The organism is Nocardia sp. NPDC001965, from assembly GCF_053594175.1.
Genome location: NZ_JBSFDZ010000007.1, coordinates 68,511 through 84,661, shown reverse-complemented (window position 1 = coordinate 84,661; position 16,151 = coordinate 68,511). Strand labels below are relative to the sequence as shown.

Genomic DNA, 16,151 nt, shown 5'->3' with positions numbered 1-16,151 from the left:
ATACAGCGGCGACGAGGTGCTCGCGCAGCAGATGGCTAGGCTCTGACCCATGGCCGAGGTAGCTGCGTCCAGTGTGTACATCGCGTCGCCGGAGGGCGATACCGGGAAATCGACCGTAGCGCTAGGTGTGCTGCAGATGTTGTGTGCGACCACCGCTCGGGTGGGGGTGTTCCGGCCGATCACCAGGTCGGCCACCGAACCCGATTACATACTCGAGCTGCTGCTCGAACACAGCACCGTCGATATCGAGTATCAGCAGGCGGTGGGGGTCGGTTACGAGCAGGTGCACGCCGACCCGGATGCCGCCATCTCCGAGATCGTGGAGCGATACCACGAGGTGGCGGCCGTCTGCGATGCCGTGGTGATCGTGGGCAGCGATTACACCGATGTGGCCAGTCCGAGCGAATTGCGGTTCAATGCCCGGATCGCGGTGAATCTGGGGGCGCCGGTGCTGCTGGTGGTGCGCGGGGCACAGCGCTCGGCTGCCGAGATCGAGCAGCTGGTGGAGTTGTGCGCGGCGGAGTTGAAGTCCGAGCACGCCCAGCTCGCGGCGATCATCGCCAATCGCTGTGCGCCCGGGGATCTCGATACGGTCCGGGCGGCGCTGGCGCCGTTCGGGGTGCCGTCGTGGAGTCTGCCGGAGGTGCCGCTGTTGATCGCGCCCACCATGGCGGAGTTGTGCGAGGCCTTGGACGGTGATATGTACAGCGGCGATCCCGAACTGCTGCACCGGGAGGCGCTGGGGGTGATGGTGGGCGGGATGACCGCGGAGCACATTCTGGAGCGTCTGTACGACGGGGCTGTGGTGATCGCGCCCGGTGATCGTTCCGATGTCCTGTTGAGTGTGGTGAACGCCCATGAGGCGGATGGTTTCCCGTCGCTCGCCGGGATCATCATGAACGGCGGGTTGCTGCCGCATCCGGCGGTTGCCCGGCTCATCACCGGGTTGAAACCGCGATTACCCATTTTGACCACCGGTCTGGGCACCTACGACACCGCCGGGGTCGCGCATCGCACTCGCGGCCGGATGTCGGCGCACAATCCGCGCAAGGTGGATACGGCCCTGGCATTGATGGAAACCCATGTCGATGCCACGGATTTCCTGCACCGGCTGGAGGTTCCGCTGACCAGTGTGGTGACCCCGCAGATGTTCGAATACCAATTGATCGAACGGGCCCGGGCCGATCGGAAGACGATCGTGCTGCCCGAGGGCGACGACGACCGGGTACTGCGTGCCGCGGGGCGGGTATTGCAGCGCAAGATCGCGGATCTGATCATCCTCGGTGACGAAACGGCAGTCCGGGCCCGGGCCGCGGAACTGGGGGTGGATATCGGCGATGCGCGGGTGCTCGATCCCCGGACCTCCGAGCATCTCGACGATTTCGCCCGCGAATACGCGGAGCTGCGCAAACACAAGGGGATGACCGTGGAGCGGGCGCGGGAGACGATCACCGATATCTCGTATTTCGGCACCATGATGGTGCATCGCGGTATCGCCGACGGCATGGTGTCGGGGGCGGCGCACACCACCGCGCATACGATCCGGCCCTCGTTCGAGATCATCAAGACCGTTCCCGGGGTTTCGACGGTGTCGAGCGTGTTCCTCATGTGCTTGGCCGACCGGGTGCTGGCCTACGGCGACTGCGCGGTGGTCCCGGACCCGAGTTCGGAGCAGCTGGCCGATATCGCCGTCTCGTCGGCCGCGACCGCGACCCGTTTCGGGATCGATGCCCGGGTGGCGATGCTCTCCTATTCGACCGGTGAATCGGGTAGTGGCGCGGATGTGGACAAGGTGCGGGTGGCGACGGGGCTGGTCCGGGAGCGGGCGCCGGAACTGCCGGTCGAGGGCCCGATTCAGTACGACGCGGCGATCGAGCCGACGGTCGCCGATGCCAAACTGCCCGGTTCCGCAGTGGCCGGGCGGGCGACGGTTTTCGTCTTCCCCGATCTCAACACCGGTAACAACACCTACAAGGCGGTACAGCGCAGTGCGGGGGCGGTCGCGATCGGGCCGGTTCTGCAGGGCCTGCGTAAACCGGTGAACGACCTGTCCCGCGGCGCACTGGTCACCGATATCGTGAACACGGTGGCCATCACCGCCATTCAAGCGCAGGAGCAGTGACCGCGGCGCGGTCGGGCGAAAAGGAGACGGCGGTGGGCGGCGACCTGGTACTGGTGGTCAATTCCGGTTCCTCTTCGATCAAATATCAGCTGCTGGAGCCGGATTCGGGCACCGTCGCGGCGGCAGGCCTGGTGGAGCGGATCGGGGAGGACGGTGGCGCGATCGAACACACCACCGACGGCCGGACCCTGACCGAACAGGTCACGATCCCCGATCACACGGCCGGGTTGCGACTGGCGTTCGACAAATTCGCCGCCACCGGTCACGATCTGGCCGCGGCGGGTGTGACCGCGGTCGGGCATCGGGTCGTGCACGGCGGCGAAGTGTTCTACGAGCCCACCCTCGTCGACGACCGAGTACTGGCCACGATCGACGAGCTGTCGACGCTGGCGCCGCTGCACAATCCGGCGAACGTGCGGGGTATCGAAGCGGTCCGCACCTTGTTGCCCGGTGTGCCGCAGGTCGCGGTGTTCGATACCGCGTTCTTCCACGGACTGCCCGACGCCGCGAAAACCTATGCGATCGACGCGCAGGTCGCGGCCGCGCACGGGATCCGGCGTTACGGATTCCACGGCACCTCACACGAGTACGTGTCCGGTCGCGTCGCCGAATTCCTCGGCCGCCCGGCCGAATCGTTGAAGCAGATCGTCTTCCATCTCGGTAACGGCGCGTCGGTCTCGGCGTTGCGCGGCGGGCGCCCGGTGAACACGAGTATGGGACTGACCCCGTTGGAGGGGCTGGTCATGGGTACCCGCTCCGGCGATCTGGATCCCGGGATCATCCTTCATCTCATGCGCACCGCGCATCTGGATGTCAACGGTGTCGATCGCCTGCTCAACCGTGGCTCGGGCCTGCGCGGGCTGGCCGGTGTCAACGATTTCCGGGAGTTGCGGCGACTCATCGGTGCCGGCGACGCCGCGGCCCGGCTGGCCTACGACGTCTACGTCCACCGTCTCCGCCACTATCTCGGCGCCTACCTGGTCGAACTCGGCGGGGTCGATGTGATCACGTTCACGGCTGGGGTCGGCGAGAACAATCCGGATGTGCGTGCCGATGCACTCGCCGGGCTGTCCGGGTTCGGTATCGGAGTCGACGCGGACCGCAATGCGGCGCCGGAGCGTACCGCGCGGCGGATCTCCGCACCGGATGCGAAGGTGGATGTCCTGGTGGTTCCGACGAATGAGGAACTCGCCATCGCCCGCGCTGCGGCGGCACTCACCGCAACATCCTGATTCGGACCGGATTCGGGTGGGCGCGATTCGATCCCGGGGTAGGTTCGGTCGAGCACATGGGTCGGCTACGGGAGGGGAACCACGGTGGAGCGACGATACTTCTGGTTCGGCGTCCTCACCTGCGTCGCCTTGTCGGTTTCGGCGGTCGAGATCGTCCGAACCTCGGGTTCCCGGTTCGTGCTGGGGCTGGTCTTCGTGTCGATAGTGGTGATGGGGGTCAGCCTGTTCCGCCGCCGCGCCGAGTCCGGTATCCGGTTCGGGAGCAGTCGGCACGACCGGTGAGCGATGGCACCGACATCCGTCGCGCCGCCGGCCGCACTCGGTCAGCGCGATGACGCCGTGCCGGCTCGTTCGAGTGCGCCGTCCGAGCCGGAGTGGGGATATCGATTCCCGGACGGCGCTGCGCACCGCCGTCGCTTCGCTGCGCGGCCCTGTTCGCAGGGGTGTGGATCTCCGCGGGACTGATGCTCGCCTACGCCTCGCCCGCTCTTGTACCGGGTGACGTATTGCTTGCCGACTTCTACAAGTACGTGCCGGTGCCGGACCGCGGCACTCCGCGCTGCCGGACCCACATTCCGCTCGGCCGTGTGGTTTCCGCCGGTCGATCCCGGGTAAGCAGGGCCAGTCGGAACAGCCGTGGAATGCGGAGCGGGAGTAGGAGCCGTGATGGGTGCGATGACCCTGAACCCGGTGCGGGGCGCGGATGTACTGGTTGTCGAGGTCGATCTCGAGACGGCGCCGCCGGCGCAGGTGCGGGCAGCGGTGCGGCGTCTGGTGAGCGAGTGCGCAGGTGTCGAGGTTTGCGATGCGGTGCAGGTGAGTGATGAGTTGGTCAGCAACGCCTTGCGCCACGCTCGCTCGCCACGGACCTGCCGGTTGATGGCCGGTCGTCGCGGTCGGTTTCGTATCGAGGTAAACGATGCCTCGCCCGCGCCGGCGCGGATCCGCCGACCCGACCACACGGGCGGGCGCGGCCTGTGGCTGGTCGTCCGGCTCACGACCCGGTGGGGTACCGACGACCGCGAGGGCGGGAAAACGGTGTGGGCCGAACTCGACCGGCCCGCCGGTCTCTGAACCCGGCGGTCACCGGCCTCGGTGTCGCCGGTGTGGTCAGTCCCGTTCGGTGAGTTCGGCGTTGATCTCGCGAGCCTCGGCGAGCTGGTCTTCGAGGATGATGATCCGGCACGCCGCTTCCAGGGGGGTGCCGGAGTCCACGAGTTCGCGGGCGCGGGCTGCGATGCGCAGCTGGTAGCGGGAGTAGCGGCGATGCCCGCCGGGTGAGCGTTGCGGGGTGATCAATTTCGCGTCGTCCAGGGTTCGCAGAAATGCTTGGGTGGTGCCGATCATGTCCGCGGCCCGGCCCATCGTGTAGGCGGGATAGTCGTCGTCGTCGAACTTCTCGTTCGTGGTCGGGGGTTCAGAAATCAGGGGGTCTCCAGACGCCGGAGTGCCCCGGCGCCAGGGGCGCCGGGGCACTGAAAGGGGGAATTACTTCGTCTTCCGACATGTAAACCGATACGTCGGCGATCACCCCGATCACAAAACCTACTGGGTGACCCGACGGGCAACGCCTCCCTTCTCCTCACGGTGTTACTTCATCTTCTTTCCGTGCAACTTCACTTGCTCCCGGCGAGCGGTAGGACCGTCGTACTTGCTGGTCCCGTAGCCGCGCCCACCGGTCCTTACTCACGGGCAGTTCATCATCTCCCGTGCCGTATGGATACTTCCTTCTTTTCCGACGACACAGAAGTTACCCCACAACTTCTCGAATGTCTACTGTCGTCGCTACAGATTTTTTCGTGGGCCTGCGGCAGGGTGGAGTGCGAGGTCTCGACCGGCGCCGGCGTCGTCGCGCAGCGCGGCGGCGCCGGCGCGGGATGTGTGACATGCTGGGTACTGGGAACGGGTTGTTGCACTGATCGCCCGGCCCGCAACAGGAAGTAAACAAAAAGTATGTCGCAAGGCAGTGTGAAGTGGTTCAACGGCGAAAAGGGCTTCGGATTCATCGCTCAAGATGAGGGCGGCCCGGACGTGTTCGTCCACTACTCCCAGATTTCCGGCTCCGGCTTCAAGTCCCTCGATGAGGGCCAGCGTGTCGAGTTCGAGATCGGCCAGGGCCAGAAGGGCCCGCAGGCCCAGGACGTCCGCGCCATCTAGGAGCCGACCGTCACAGAAACCCGTGCGATACGCGCGGGTTTCTTGCTTTTCCGGGCCGGTCGGGCAGGCAAGGCACAGCGCGGACGCACTGAGCACACTCCGGAACAGTCAGTTCCTGCGAAACTCCGTCCGCCCCGGACCGTCGGCATCGGCTCAGTAGCAGGTGAGCGGCTGGAGTGAATCACCGGCGTGCGGTCCCAGCGTCGCATAGGCGGCCGCGATGGCGCTCACCGCGCGCCGCAGTTCGGGTTCGGGACTGGTGTAGGGCAGGCGCAGGAAACGTTCGAAGGCCCCCTGCACCCCGAACCTCGGGCCCGCCGCCAGCAGCACGCCGTGGTTCGGGGCGGTGGCCGCCAGCGCCGTCGATACCGGGGTGGGCAGCTGCGCCCATACCGACATCCCGCCCACTCCCGGAAGTACGTACCAGCCGGGGAGTTCGGTGGCGATCGCGTCCAGCAGCGCGGCGCGCTGACTGCGCAATTGCGCGCGGCGGCGGTCGAGAATGGGTTCCGCGTTCTCCAGCAGATGGACCGCGGCCAGCTGATCCATGACCGGCGTACCCAAGTCGACCGTGGCGCGGATACCGAGCAGCCGGGTGATATGCGATTCCGAGGTCCGGATCCAGCCCACGCGCAGACCGCCCCAGAACGATTTGGACGCCGAGCCGATAGTGACGACCTCCGCACCCTTCGCGAACGCCGCGACCGGGGCGACCGGGGCGGCCGCGCCGAGCGACAGATCGGCCATGGATTCGTCGATGATCAGCAGCATCCGGGTGTCGCGGGCGATCGCGGCCAGTTCGGCCCGGGCCGCGTCGTCCATCAGGAACCCGGTGGGGTTGTTGTGATCGGTTACCAGATAGGCCAGCGATGCCGCGGTCTGCCGTGCGGCACTGCGCAATCCGTCGAGATCCCAGGCGTCGGCCGGATCCTCCAGGCGCAGCGGCACCGGGACGGGACGAGCACCCACATCGCGGATGGCCTCGATGGCGTTGGGGTAGGTGGGATGGTCGATGAGGACCCGGCCGGCGGCGGGAGCCAGCACATTCAGCAGCAGCCGGAGCCCGTGCTGAGCACCCAGGGTCACCAGGATCTGGTCGGCACTGGTCGGCAGCCCGCGTTCGGTGTAACGACGGGCCAGGGCCTCGCGTAACGGCAGGATGCCCACCGGATCCATTCCGTGGGTGCCCAGATACGACGGTATGCCCTGGAGTGCGACCGAGTACGCCTCCTCCATCTCCGGCGGCGCGGTCATCGCGGCGTAGGTCAGGTCCACGGCCGGTGCGGCGCCGGTGGACATGGTGGCCAGGATGCCGCGGGCGGCCCTGGTGCCGTCGTGCGCGACAGCGGGCGGCAGCGCGACAGTGCTGCGGGAACCCTGTCTGGTGATGAGGTAGCCGTGTTCACGCAGCAGGGCGTAGGTGGAGGTGACCGTGGTGCGGCTGACTCCGAGGGTGGTGGCCAGATCGCGTTCACTGGGCAGGGCGATTCCGAGCGGAGCGCGACCGTCGTGGATCAGCAGGCGGATCCCCTCGGCCAGCGCAAGGTACGCGGGCCGGGCGGTCTTGCGGGGCGCGCCGTCGGCTCCGTCCGAGTTACGCCAGTGCCCGAGATCGCGAGCCAGTCCTGTCGCGCCGATCACTCTTGTCGCCATAAGGTCCAGTATTAAGCAATTGGCTCTTTATCGGCAAGTCCAGTAGGCGGATGCTGAAGCTATGACACTCTTTGTGGCACTCGTGGGAGTGGGAACCTTCGGCTTCATCACCTATGACTACATCGTTCACGAATCGCGGCTCGCCGAGATGCTGGAGCGATACCTACCGCTGGGCTCGGTCGCCGACGACGCGGCGAACCGGTACGACCTCGAGCGGATACACCGCGACCTGGAGGCCGTGCGGTCCTACCGGGAACGAGACGCGGCCTGAACCGGTCCGGATCGGATCCGGACGGGGGATACACCGGATGCGGAAGCAGTCCAGTTGAAAAACTGGACTGCTCAACCGCTATTTCAACGGATGGGTGCGATAGAACTCGCACGCCTCCCCGGCGAGCAAACCGTCCTCGCACGCGAAATAGGTCTGGATACAGGAGTTGGTATCGCAGCCCAGCCGGGTCAATTCGTCACGGACACGGATGCTGCGCTCCTGCGGCGTCTCCGACTGCGGCGGCGCGGCGGCAGGGGCGACCGGGACGGCGGTGCCCTCGTTGTCCGAGCACGCTCCGAGCAGCAGCGTCCCGGCGCACATCGCCGCCAGAGCAGCGAATCGAACAGCGGATCTCGTGACCATGCGCACCTACCTCCACATCCCCCGGGGTGTTCGACGAGCGGCCAGCCTAACCGATAGCCGGCCCGATGGATACCGGCGCATTCGTGCCATCCGGCCCGGCCGACCTGGACGAACGTGGTCGGCACGGGGAAGCTGCCCGTCAGATCGCGGTCTCGCCGCGCAGCAGCGCGGCCAGCGATTCCCGATCCGTCACGTCCAGTTTGGTGCAAGCCCGGTAGAGATGCCCCTCCACTGTCCGGACCGAGACGGTCAGCCGATCGGCGATCTGCCGATTCGACAGCCCCGCCGCGACCAGATTCGCGATCTCGCGTTCCCGGGTCGTGAGCGGGAGCGGCTGCGCGGCAGTACGCAGTGCGGGCGTCGCGGCGCCCCCGCACGCGGCGGCCAGCCGGCTGGCATGGGCCGCCGATCCCAATAACCGGCGTCGATCACCGGTCCGGTCGTGCACGGTGGCCGCCTGGGCCGCCGCGTCGGCGGCAGACAGGAGCGCCCCCAGCCGTTCGAACTCGGCGGCGACCTCGTCCAGCCCCGCACCGTCGTGCCGGGACAAGGCCAGCGCGTGCCGGGCCTGCGCCCGCACCAGCGGACCGTCGACACGTTCGGCCAGATCCGTCAGCCGCTCGGCCACCGCGACCGAACCGAACCGAACCGCGGTGTGCAGGGCGAACGCCTCCACCGCAAATTGCTCGGCCCCGGCGGCGGCGTCCGCGGCGTGCAGCGACAACTCGATCGCGGTACTCACCGCGCCTTCCGCCGCCGCCAGCGCGGCTCGGGCGATCCCGAGCTGCGGCTCGTAGACCGCGCTGTGCCGGCCGCCCCGAGCGCTGGCCTCGGTGATCGCCTCCGCGGCCGCCGCCGTCCGGCCGAGCGCGCAATAGGCTTCGGCCAGCCGGATCCGGGCGGGGAACATCCAGGCCGCCGCGCCTTCGGTGGTGAGCGCCGCCAATGCCTGTTCGAGATTGTCGATACCGGGAGCGAACCGGCCGCGCGCCACATCGACAGTGCCCTGCAACACTTTCGACATTCCCCACGCGAGGTATTGGCCCGGCGCCGAATAGCCGAAGTATTCGGTGGCGCGGTGCGCGGCCGCGGTCAGATCACCGGTGAGGACGAGCGCCAGTACCTCCGCGTGCGTGGAGGTGAACCTGTTCAGACCGTCGATATGTGCTTCCACCTCGTGACCGCGGTCCGCGTAGCACCGGGCCTCCTGCGCCCGGCCCATCAGCGCCGCCGCCAGCCCGCCACCGAACGCCGCCCACCACACCGCCCAAGGCGGCGCGTCGGTCGCGGCGAACACCTCCCGAGCATCGGTGAGGGCTTCGCCGAGCCGGTTCTCGCTCACCGCACACGCCGAGGCCAGACCTGTGACGATCAGCGCGATCTTGGGATGACCGATCCGGGCCCGGACCAGAGCCAGCACCGCATCGGCGCGATCGGCGTCACCGGTGGCCCACAACAGATTCGACACCCGGGTACTGCCCCACCTGGCCAGCTGCACCGCGTCGAGTTCGTCGGGGTCGAAAGCGGCCAGTGTCCGTTCGGCCTCGATCCGGTGCCCCTGCCACAGCAGCGCACGCGCCAGCAGATCGGCCGATTCCAGCCCGCCCCGCCGTTCCACCGCCGCCCGGGCGAACCGTTCCCCCAACGGAAGATTCGCCAGACCGATCGCATCCTCGGCGGCCGATTCGAACAGTTCCAGATCGGCGGATTTATCGCTGTCCAGGGCCAATTCGGCCAGGCGGATCCGGTCGGCGGCCGAATTGATCCGGCGCTGTTTCAGCGCCGAATACAGCCGGCCGCGTAATCGGCGGGAAGTGGCGATACCGAGACGACGGCGGATGACCTCCCCGAACAGCGGATGGGTGTAGCGCACCACCAGGTCGTGGCCGTCCTCCACGACCCGGATCACACCACCGTTCTCCGCCGCCTCGACCGCGGCCTCCCCGGCGAGTTCGGCCATGACCTCCAGGGCGACCGGCTCACAGAAGGTCAGCAGTTCCAGCACCCGCAACACCGATTCGGGTAGCTGTTCGACCCTGTCCTCCAGCAGCGCCGCCAATTCCGAAGTGACAGCAGCCCGCCCGCGCAGCTGCCACACCCCGTTCACCTGGCGCAGCGAACCGGCTTCGAGCGCGCCCTCCACCAGATGCCGCAGGAACAGCGCGTTCCCACCCGAGGACTCCCACATTAGATCGGCGGTGAAGCCCTCCAGCTGGCCACCCAGCATGGATTCCACCAGATCCACGCTCTGCCGCTGGGTGAAGGGGGCGAGGGGGATCCGCAGCAGATGCCCGTCCTTCCACAGCGTCGTCACCGCGTCCGGTACCGGAACACCGTCGCGCACGGTCGCCACGACCCGGGCCGCCTTGTCCGTCGCCAACTGCAGCAGCAGTGTCGCCGAGAGCTGGTCGAGCAGATGGGCATCGTCGACCCCGATGATCGCCGGACCGTTGGCCAGCAACGCTTCGCGGGCGGCGGCCATGAATGTCACCGGATCGTGCGCGGTGTAGGACCCGACCATATGCGCGAAGACCCCGAGCGGAATACTGCGCGCCGATTCGGTTCCCGCGACCCAGCGGATGTGCCCGCCGACCGTCGTCGCGGCCCGGCGAGCCAACGTGGTCTTACCGACGCCCGGCTCGCCGATGAGAACCGCACCGCCGTGGGTGGGGCCGACGAGGGTCGCCCGAATCGCCTCGAACTCGGTTGCCCGTTCGATCATCGGCCAGTTCCGAGACATAGTTCTACTGTAAAGCCCGCATTACCCGCCGGTACCGCGAACTCCGCAGCCCGGCACCGATACTGCCGCCGCGTCCCCTGCGGGTGGCTTCAGTGTTCACCCACTTCGCAGGCCACACCGTCGCCGTCCTCGTCGAGCTGCCACGAATAGCCGGGCTGACCGCCCAGCAGTGGAGTGTCGGTCTCCCGGCGGGCGTGATCACAGCTGATGTAGTAGGGATTCCCATCCTTCTCCGGTTCGCCTTCGGCACGATCGGTGGGCAGCGGATGGGAATCCTGGCTCCGGTTCGACGATTGCTGTGGATCGGCGACGGCCGGCGCGGCGGTGAGGAAGGTGAGCGCGCATCCGGCGATCAGGAGGCGGGTCGCTACTGTTCGAGCACTCATGACGAAAATCCTTGCGGCGAGGTGACACGACCATCCTCACGCGGACTCGCCGATTGCGAAAGACCCTTGTTTCGCCTGGACCCCCGTTCGTACCGCGGCGGCGGGCTGCGGTACGAACGGGATATCCGGCAGCGGGCGTTACCGGCGCACCGGCACGGCGCGGTCCGGAGCGCCGGATATCCCTGCCACTCGGTCGATCACGGGGTGCCCGACGGCGGATCGCATACCTTCCACCCGCCGTCGATCTCCTGCAGATCGAAGGTCCGGGTGGTCTTCGAATCCGCCTCGGTCTGCACACTCACCTGGGCCAGCGCGGTCCGGTCGGTGATCTGGACGGCGTCGACACTGGTCACGTCCGGGATACTGCCGCCGGCGACGGCCTGCTGATGCACTGCCGCGAACTGATCCTCGGACAATCCCTGGTAGTACTCGTGCAACCCGCCACAGGTCACATCGCGCAGGCCCGCCAGGTCGCCGTTCTCCAGCGCACCGGTGTAATCGCCGATCGCCGACCGGATCCGGGCCTGCGGCGAATCGTCACCGGACCCGACCCCGACCACGATCGCGATCACAGCGATCACCACCACCACCGCGGCGCCGGCCGCGATCAGCCATTTGCGGTTGTCGGTAGCGCCGGCCGACGCGGGGGCCGGCTCCACCCGCTGCGGCTGCGCGATCTGCCCGGGGGCGCCGAACTGGGGCGACTGTGCGATCCGCTGTTCGGCCACGGTCGGTTTCACATCCGCCGGTGACGGGGCACTACCGGCACGCGGCGCACCCGCCTGCACCCGGCCCGGACCACCGGCCGGGTGGGGGGCACCCTGCCGCCCACCGGCGCCGTGCGGCTGGGGAGCTGCCCCGCCCGGCCGCTGCGGCGCGACCTGATCCGGACGGCTCGGCGCCTGCGGGCCGGGACGTTTCGGCCCGGACTGCGGCCGCGGCGTGCTGGGCGGTTTCGACAGCGGTCCCTGCGCGCCCGCACCCACCCGATCGGTGCGGGCCGGGCCCTGCGGGCCGCCGGGCGGTTCGGTCCCCGGGCGCGCGGCCTTACGTACCTGATTCATATCGATACGCTCGGTGGCGTTCGGGTCGGGTTTGCGCACCGAGAGGGATTCGGTCGGCGCATCCTCGGGCCGCTGCGGTTTCGGGATCACCACGGTTTTCGCCTCGGTGCCCGCCGCGCCGGACGCCTCCAGTTCGACCGTGGCATCCGTGGCCGCCGGGTCACCGGTTTCCGCGTCCGAGGTCTTCGCGGCGGTCCCACCGGCACCATCGCCCGCCTCGACCTCGGACTTCTCCGTGGATTCCCGGCCACCCGACTCGGACTCGGCGGCGACTTCGTCCCCGGCATTTCCCGGCGTCTTCGCCGCGGCGACTTCGTCGGCGTCGCCGGCCGGATCGGCCGGGTCGGTGTTCCCGGCGACCGCATCGATTCCGGGCCCCGGGTTCCCGGCCGTCGTATCGATCTCGGCGGTCGCGTCGGCAGCGGCAGACGTTTCGATCTCCGCCGTCGCATCGGCAGCGGCAGACGTATCGGAACCGGCCGTCGTATCGTCGTCCGGTTCTGCGCTTCCAGCGGCGGATTCCGTGGCGACCGTCTCCGTACCTGCTGCCGTCGCGGCCGCATCCGCACCGGCGTCCTCGTCGTCTGCCTCGGTATCGGTATCCGCGGAACCGTTCTCGGTGCCGGATGCCCCGGCACCGTCCGCGGACGCCGCCGAGGCGGAAGTCCCGGACGTCTCCTGCCCGGCCGCCGCGGCGACCTCGGCCGACGTATCGGTGGGCGAATCGTCGCCCGCCGACCCGGTACCACTTCCGGTTCCGGAAGGACCGCCGGTCTCCGTCGGCTCCGCCGCCTCGGCTGCGGCGGGCGATTCCGCCGCCTCGGAGGATTCGGTGGACTCCGTGTCCACGGATGTATCGGCACCGGCGGCGGTGGTCGTCGCCTCGTCCGATCCACCAGCGCTCGGCGAAGCATCCGTCCCGGATTCCGCGCTCCGGGTGGGCTCGTCCACCGCGACCGGCGCCGCGGCTTCGGTATCCGCGACGGCGTCCCGATCGGCTTCTCCCGTGGCCTCCCGCGCGTCGTCGGCATCCGCCGGGACGCCGGCCGGTGATCCGCCGGCCGCATCCGGGCTCGCCGGTGCCGCTTCCGCACCGGGAGCGTCCGTATCACCGGTAGCCGCATCAGCTGCCCGCGACGGCTGTGACCCGGGATCGGCCGGCTCCGGCTGCTCCGGGGCGGGTGAACTCGCGCGGGAGTCGCTGCCGGCGGATGCGCCGGAGTCGGAGTCGGAGCGGATCGGTTCCTTGTCGTCGGTCGGGTGCGACACCTATACCCCTCGTTGCTGGCGAACAGAATGTGACGTAGACGGCCAGCCTATCGAGCATTCCCGATACCGGTGCACAATGAAGCCCATGACCTCGTTCGGTGATCTGCTCGGACCGCAACCGGTACTCCTTCCTGAACTACACGAGCCGGAGGACGCGCTCGACGCCGGCACCGACCCGGTTCGGGTGGCGGCCGACCATCCCGCCGCCTCGATCGCCTGGGCGGCGCTGGCCGAAGCCGCCCTGGACCGGGCCGCCGAGGCCGCGGAACCGATCAACCACGACGTCGTAGCCGCCTACGCGTTCGCCCGGACCGGCTACCATCGCGGGCTCGACCTGCTGCGCCGTAACGGCTGGAAGGGTTTCGGCCCGGTCCCGTGGGAGCACGAACCCAACCGGGGCTTCCTGCGTAGTGTCGCGGCGCTGGCCCGGGCGGCGAAAGCCGTGGGGGAATCCGACGAATACGCGCGCTGCCTGGATCTGCTCGAGGATTGTGATCCGCGGGCGGCCGGCGAACTCGGCCTGGGCTGAACGACACAGCGGCGTTGATCGACCCGAATTCCCGAGTGGCCCGAGCCCGGACCAGGGGCGTCGAACGAATGCGGCGTTCCTGGAAGCGGCTCCGGCTCTCGGCCATCCCGATTCTGCAGTGCTCGCTGGCGGCAGCGCTGGCCTGGTTCCTCGCCAAGGACGTGGTCGGCCACGCGCTGCCGTTCTTCGCGCCGACCGCCGCGGTGGTGTCCATCGGAACCGCGTTCGGGGCGCGGCTGCGCCGATCGCTGGAACTGGTGGTCGGCGTCGCCGTCGGTATCGGGGTCGGTGATCTGTTCATCTCCCAGGTGGGAACCGGGGTGTGGCAGATCGCCCTGGTGGTCGCCGTGGCCATGGCGCTGGCCGTGTTCCTCGACGGCGGCGCCATCATCGGTATCCAGGCCTCGGGCTCCGCTGTACTGGTGGCCACCCTGATGCCGCCGGATACCGGCGCCGGCCCGTCGCGGATGGTGGACGCGCTGATCGGCGGACTGGTCGGGGTGGTGGTCGTCGCCGCGCTGCCGTTGCATCCGGTGCGCCGCGCCCGGGAACAGGCGGCGGCGATTCTCGGAGTCATGGCGAAATCGCTCACCGACGGCGCCCACGGCCTACTCGAACAGGACCCGAGCAAGGTTCATGCCGCGCTCACCGCGGTCCGGGCCACCCAGGCGCAACTGGATTCGCTGCGCAAATCGCTCGAGGGCGGGCGCGAGGTGAGCCGGATATCCCCGCTGTACTGGAATTCGCGCGGCAGGCTGGAGCGGCTGCGCGCTGCCGCCGATCCCCTGGACAACGCGGTCCGCAACACCCGGGTGCTGCTGCGCCGCTCGCTGACCCTGGTCCGCGACGACGAAATCCTCAATCCGGGCTTGATCGAGGAAATGGAGCAGCTGGCCGCCGCGGTGGAAGTGGTCCGCCGCATGGTGCTCGCCGATCCGGGCCAGCAACCCGACCGCGCGGAGGCCGCGCGGGTGTTGCGGTCGGCGGCCAAACAGGCCCGTCCGGAGCTGGTTGCGGGGGCCGGGCTGTCGGCGCATGTGGTGTTCGCCCAGATACGGTCCACGCTGGTAGACCTGCTGCAGGTGTGCGGGGTGCAACGCGTGTCCGCACTGGCCCTGCTACCACCCACGGTGCCCAATCCCTATGTGACACCGAAGAATTGATTTGCCGGACCGTTCGCCGGACCGCGTTCGGGACGCGATTGTTCGCCACCCGGTTGCCGGGCCCGGCGCGCCCGGCGAATGCGGGCGCCACCGCGCGCATCGCCCGGCCACAGCGGGTATTCGAGTAGCGGACTACCTGTGCCCGCGCGCCCGGTCTCCACTAATGTGAAACATGACCGCACCGGCTCACGGCCGGTTCGGTGGGACCCCTTCCGTGCGCCGCGTCGCCGACGGACGGCGCGCCAGCGCCCGACGTTTCGGATACCTGGACGCCGGCCCGGGCGGGGAATCCGGGCCCGTCCGGCCGGCGCCGCGCCGGACGGGCCCTCTCGGATCGGCCCGACGCGCGGCCTACGCCCAGAACCGGGTCAGATACCCGCCGTAGCGCGACCACTGTTCCGAAACACCGGACAGGTCGTAGAGGGCGTACACGACGTCGAAGAAGACCTGATTGATCGACGGGGTGAACAGCAGGGCGAACAGGATGAGCATGCCGAACGGCTTGAACTGTTCCAGGCCCCGCCGGGTCTGGTAACTCAGCGACGGCTCCACCACCCCGTAACCGTCCAGCCCGGGTATCGGCAGCAGATTCAGCAAGGTCGCGGTCACCTGCAGGAAGGCCAGGAAACTGAGCCCGAACCAGAGCGCCGGATGCTCGGTCGCGCTGCCGAACAAGCGCACCACCAGCAGCAATACCACCGCGCAGACCGCGTTCACCGCGGGACCCGCCACACTGATCAATCGTTGCGTCCGCGCCGGTACCTGGTGGGTGTGCACATAGACCGCGCCGCCCGGCAGGCCGATCCCGCCCAGCGCGATGAAAACCATCGGCAGCACGATCGACAGCAGCGGATGACTGTATTTGAGCGGATTCAGGGTCAGGTATCCGCGCAATTCCACTTCACGGTCCCCGGCCCGCCAAGCAAGGTAGGCGTGCGCGAACTCGTGCAGACACAGTGTCACCACCCAGCCGAACACCACGAGGACGAAGACCCCGGCCTTCGCCTGTACCGAATCCAGCTCCGCGCCCCACGCCAGCACCCCACCGGCCACGGCGACCGCCAGCACGAGCAGGAACACCGGACTGGGCCGCACCGCGCCGCGCCGCAGCGCCGACACTCCGCCGCTCACGACCGGCCGCCGATGCTCGCCCGAACGATATCGGTCCGCCGGAGCCCGGGCCGGGAAACGAGACCTCGATC

15 protein-coding genes are annotated in these 16,151 nt (G+C 68.7%); 8 read left to right on the top strand and 7 right to left on the bottom strand.

Annotation, left to right across the window (positions count from 1 at the left end; genetic code table 11):
- Positions 1-49 precede the first annotated feature (49 nt).
- The 4 genes from pta (at position 50) to ACWCPQ_RS13305 (ending at position 4,428) form a co-directional block, all read left to right on the top strand.
- Positions 50-2,122 (top strand): phosphate acetyltransferase, encoded by a 2,073-nt coding sequence (gene pta, locus ACWCPQ_RS13320; RefSeq protein ID WP_449898050.1) that lies wholly within the window; start codon positions 50-52, stop codon positions 2,120-2,122.
- 32 nt (positions 2,123-2,154) lie between these two features.
- Entirely contained in the window at positions 2,155-3,354 is a 1,200-nt protein-coding gene (locus tag ACWCPQ_RS13315) for an acetate kinase (protein ID WP_449898047.1), read from the top strand.
- An 84-nt stretch (positions 3,355-3,438) separates the two neighbouring features.
- On the top strand, positions 3,439-3,636 hold the full coding sequence (locus tag ACWCPQ_RS13310; protein ID WP_449898045.1) for a hypothetical protein: 198 nt from the start codon (positions 3,439-3,441) through the stop codon (positions 3,634-3,636).
- Positions 3,637-4,020: 384 nt separating this feature from the next.
- On the top strand, positions 4,021-4,428 hold the full coding sequence (locus ACWCPQ_RS13305; protein WP_449898043.1) for an ATP-binding protein: 408 nt from the start codon (positions 4,021-4,023) through the stop codon (positions 4,426-4,428).
- A 36-nt stretch (positions 4,429-4,464) separates the two neighbouring features.
- On the opposite strand, the gene ACWCPQ_RS13300 is transcribed toward ACWCPQ_RS13305, so the two are convergent.
- On the bottom strand, positions 4,465-4,719 hold the full coding sequence (locus ACWCPQ_RS13300; RefSeq protein WP_449898420.1) for a MerR family transcriptional regulator: 255 nt from the start codon (positions 4,717-4,719) through the stop codon (positions 4,465-4,467).
- 588 nt (positions 4,720-5,307) lie between these two features.
- Here ACWCPQ_RS13300 and ACWCPQ_RS13295 point away from each other — a divergent pair.
- Positions 5,308-5,511: a cold-shock protein gene (locus ACWCPQ_RS13295; protein WP_327149099.1), complete on the top strand. Its 204-nt coding sequence runs from the start codon at positions 5,308-5,310 to the stop codon at positions 5,509-5,511.
- Positions 5,512-5,664: 153 nt separating this feature from the next.
- Here the strand turns inward: ACWCPQ_RS13295 and yczR are convergent, their stop codons facing one another.
- Positions 5,665-7,164 (bottom strand): MocR-like transcription factor YczR, encoded by a 1,500-nt coding sequence (gene yczR, locus ACWCPQ_RS13290; RefSeq protein ID WP_449898041.1) that lies wholly within the window; start codon positions 7,162-7,164, stop codon positions 5,665-5,667.
- 61 nt (positions 7,165-7,225) lie between these two features.
- Here yczR and ACWCPQ_RS13285 point away from each other — a divergent pair, with 61 nt between their 5' ends.
- Positions 7,226-7,435: a hypothetical protein gene (locus ACWCPQ_RS13285; RefSeq protein WP_449898039.1), complete on the top strand. Its 210-nt coding sequence runs from the start codon at positions 7,226-7,228 to the stop codon at positions 7,433-7,435.
- Positions 7,436-7,513: 78 nt separating this feature from the next.
- On the opposite strand, the gene ACWCPQ_RS13280 is transcribed toward ACWCPQ_RS13285, so the two are convergent.
- The 4 genes from ACWCPQ_RS13280 to ACWCPQ_RS13265 form a co-directional block, all read right to left on the bottom strand.
- A complete protein-coding gene (locus ACWCPQ_RS13280; RefSeq protein WP_449898036.1) occupies positions 7,514-7,798 on the bottom strand; it encodes a hypothetical protein in 285 nt (94 codons plus the stop codon).
- 139 nt (positions 7,799-7,937) lie between these two features.
- Positions 7,938-10,538, bottom strand: a complete 2,601-nt coding sequence (locus ACWCPQ_RS13275) for a LuxR C-terminal-related transcriptional regulator (RefSeq protein ID WP_449898034.1) — start codon at positions 10,536-10,538, stop codon at positions 7,938-7,940.
- An 89-nt stretch (positions 10,539-10,627) separates the two neighbouring features.
- Entirely contained in the window at positions 10,628-10,924 is a 297-nt protein-coding gene (locus ACWCPQ_RS13270) for an excalibur calcium-binding domain-containing protein (RefSeq protein ID WP_449898032.1), read from the bottom strand.
- Between the two features lie 197 nt (positions 10,925-11,121).
- Positions 11,122-13,257, bottom strand: coding sequence for an Rv0361 family membrane protein (locus tag ACWCPQ_RS13265; RefSeq protein WP_449898030.1), 2,136 nt, complete (start codon positions 13,255-13,257; stop codon positions 11,122-11,124).
- Between the two features lie 85 nt (positions 13,258-13,342).
- On the opposite strand from ACWCPQ_RS13265, the gene ACWCPQ_RS13260 reads away from it, so the two are divergent.
- Positions 13,343-13,786 carry a DUF3151 domain-containing protein gene (locus ACWCPQ_RS13260; protein WP_449898028.1) on the top strand — a complete coding sequence of 148 codons (444 nt, stop codon included), beginning with the start codon at positions 13,343-13,345 and terminating at the stop codon, positions 13,784-13,786.
- Between the two features lie 68 nt (positions 13,787-13,854).
- A complete protein-coding gene (locus ACWCPQ_RS13255; RefSeq protein ID WP_449898026.1) occupies positions 13,855-14,949 on the top strand; it encodes an FUSC family protein in 1,095 nt (364 codons plus the stop codon).
- 351 nt (positions 14,950-15,300) lie between these two features.
- On the opposite strand, the gene ACWCPQ_RS13250 is transcribed toward ACWCPQ_RS13255, so the two are convergent.
- Positions 15,301-16,080, bottom strand: a complete 780-nt coding sequence (locus ACWCPQ_RS13250) for a site-2 protease family protein (protein ID WP_449898023.1) — start codon at positions 16,078-16,080, stop codon at positions 15,301-15,303.
- Positions 16,081-16,151 lie beyond the last annotated feature (71 nt).

Coding starts and splice junctions, on each gene's coding strand:
- pta (WP_449898050.1), top strand. CDS start 50: ATGGCCGAGGTAGCTGCGTCCAGTGTGTACATCGCGTCGCCGGAGGGC.
- ACWCPQ_RS13305 (WP_449898043.1), top strand. CDS start 4,021: ATGGGTGCGATGACCCTGAACCCGGTGCGGGGCGCGGATGTACTGGTT.
- ACWCPQ_RS13300 (WP_449898420.1), bottom strand. CDS start 4,719: ATGGGCCGGGCCGCGGACATGATCGGCACCACCCAAGCATTTCTGCGA.
- ACWCPQ_RS13295 (WP_327149099.1), top strand. CDS start 5,308: ATGTCGCAAGGCAGTGTGAAGTGGTTCAACGGCGAAAAGGGCTTCGGA.
- yczR (WP_449898041.1), bottom strand. CDS start 7,164: ATGGCGACAAGAGTGATCGGCGCGACAGGACTGGCTCGCGATCTCGGG.
- ACWCPQ_RS13285 (WP_449898039.1), top strand. CDS start 7,226: ATGACACTCTTTGTGGCACTCGTGGGAGTGGGAACCTTCGGCTTCATC.
- ACWCPQ_RS13280 (WP_449898036.1), bottom strand. CDS start 7,798: ATGGTCACGAGATCCGCTGTTCGATTCGCTGCTCTGGCGGCGATGTGC.
- ACWCPQ_RS13275 (WP_449898034.1), bottom strand. CDS start 10,538: ATGTCTCGGAACTGGCCGATGATCGAACGGGCAACCGAGTTCGAGGCG.
- ACWCPQ_RS13270 (WP_449898032.1), bottom strand. CDS start 10,924: ATGAGTGCTCGAACAGTAGCGACCCGCCTCCTGATCGCCGGATGCGCG.
- ACWCPQ_RS13260 (WP_449898028.1), top strand. CDS start 13,343: ATGACCTCGTTCGGTGATCTGCTCGGACCGCAACCGGTACTCCTTCCT.
- ACWCPQ_RS13255 (WP_449898026.1), top strand. CDS start 13,855: ATGCGGCGTTCCTGGAAGCGGCTCCGGCTCTCGGCCATCCCGATTCTG.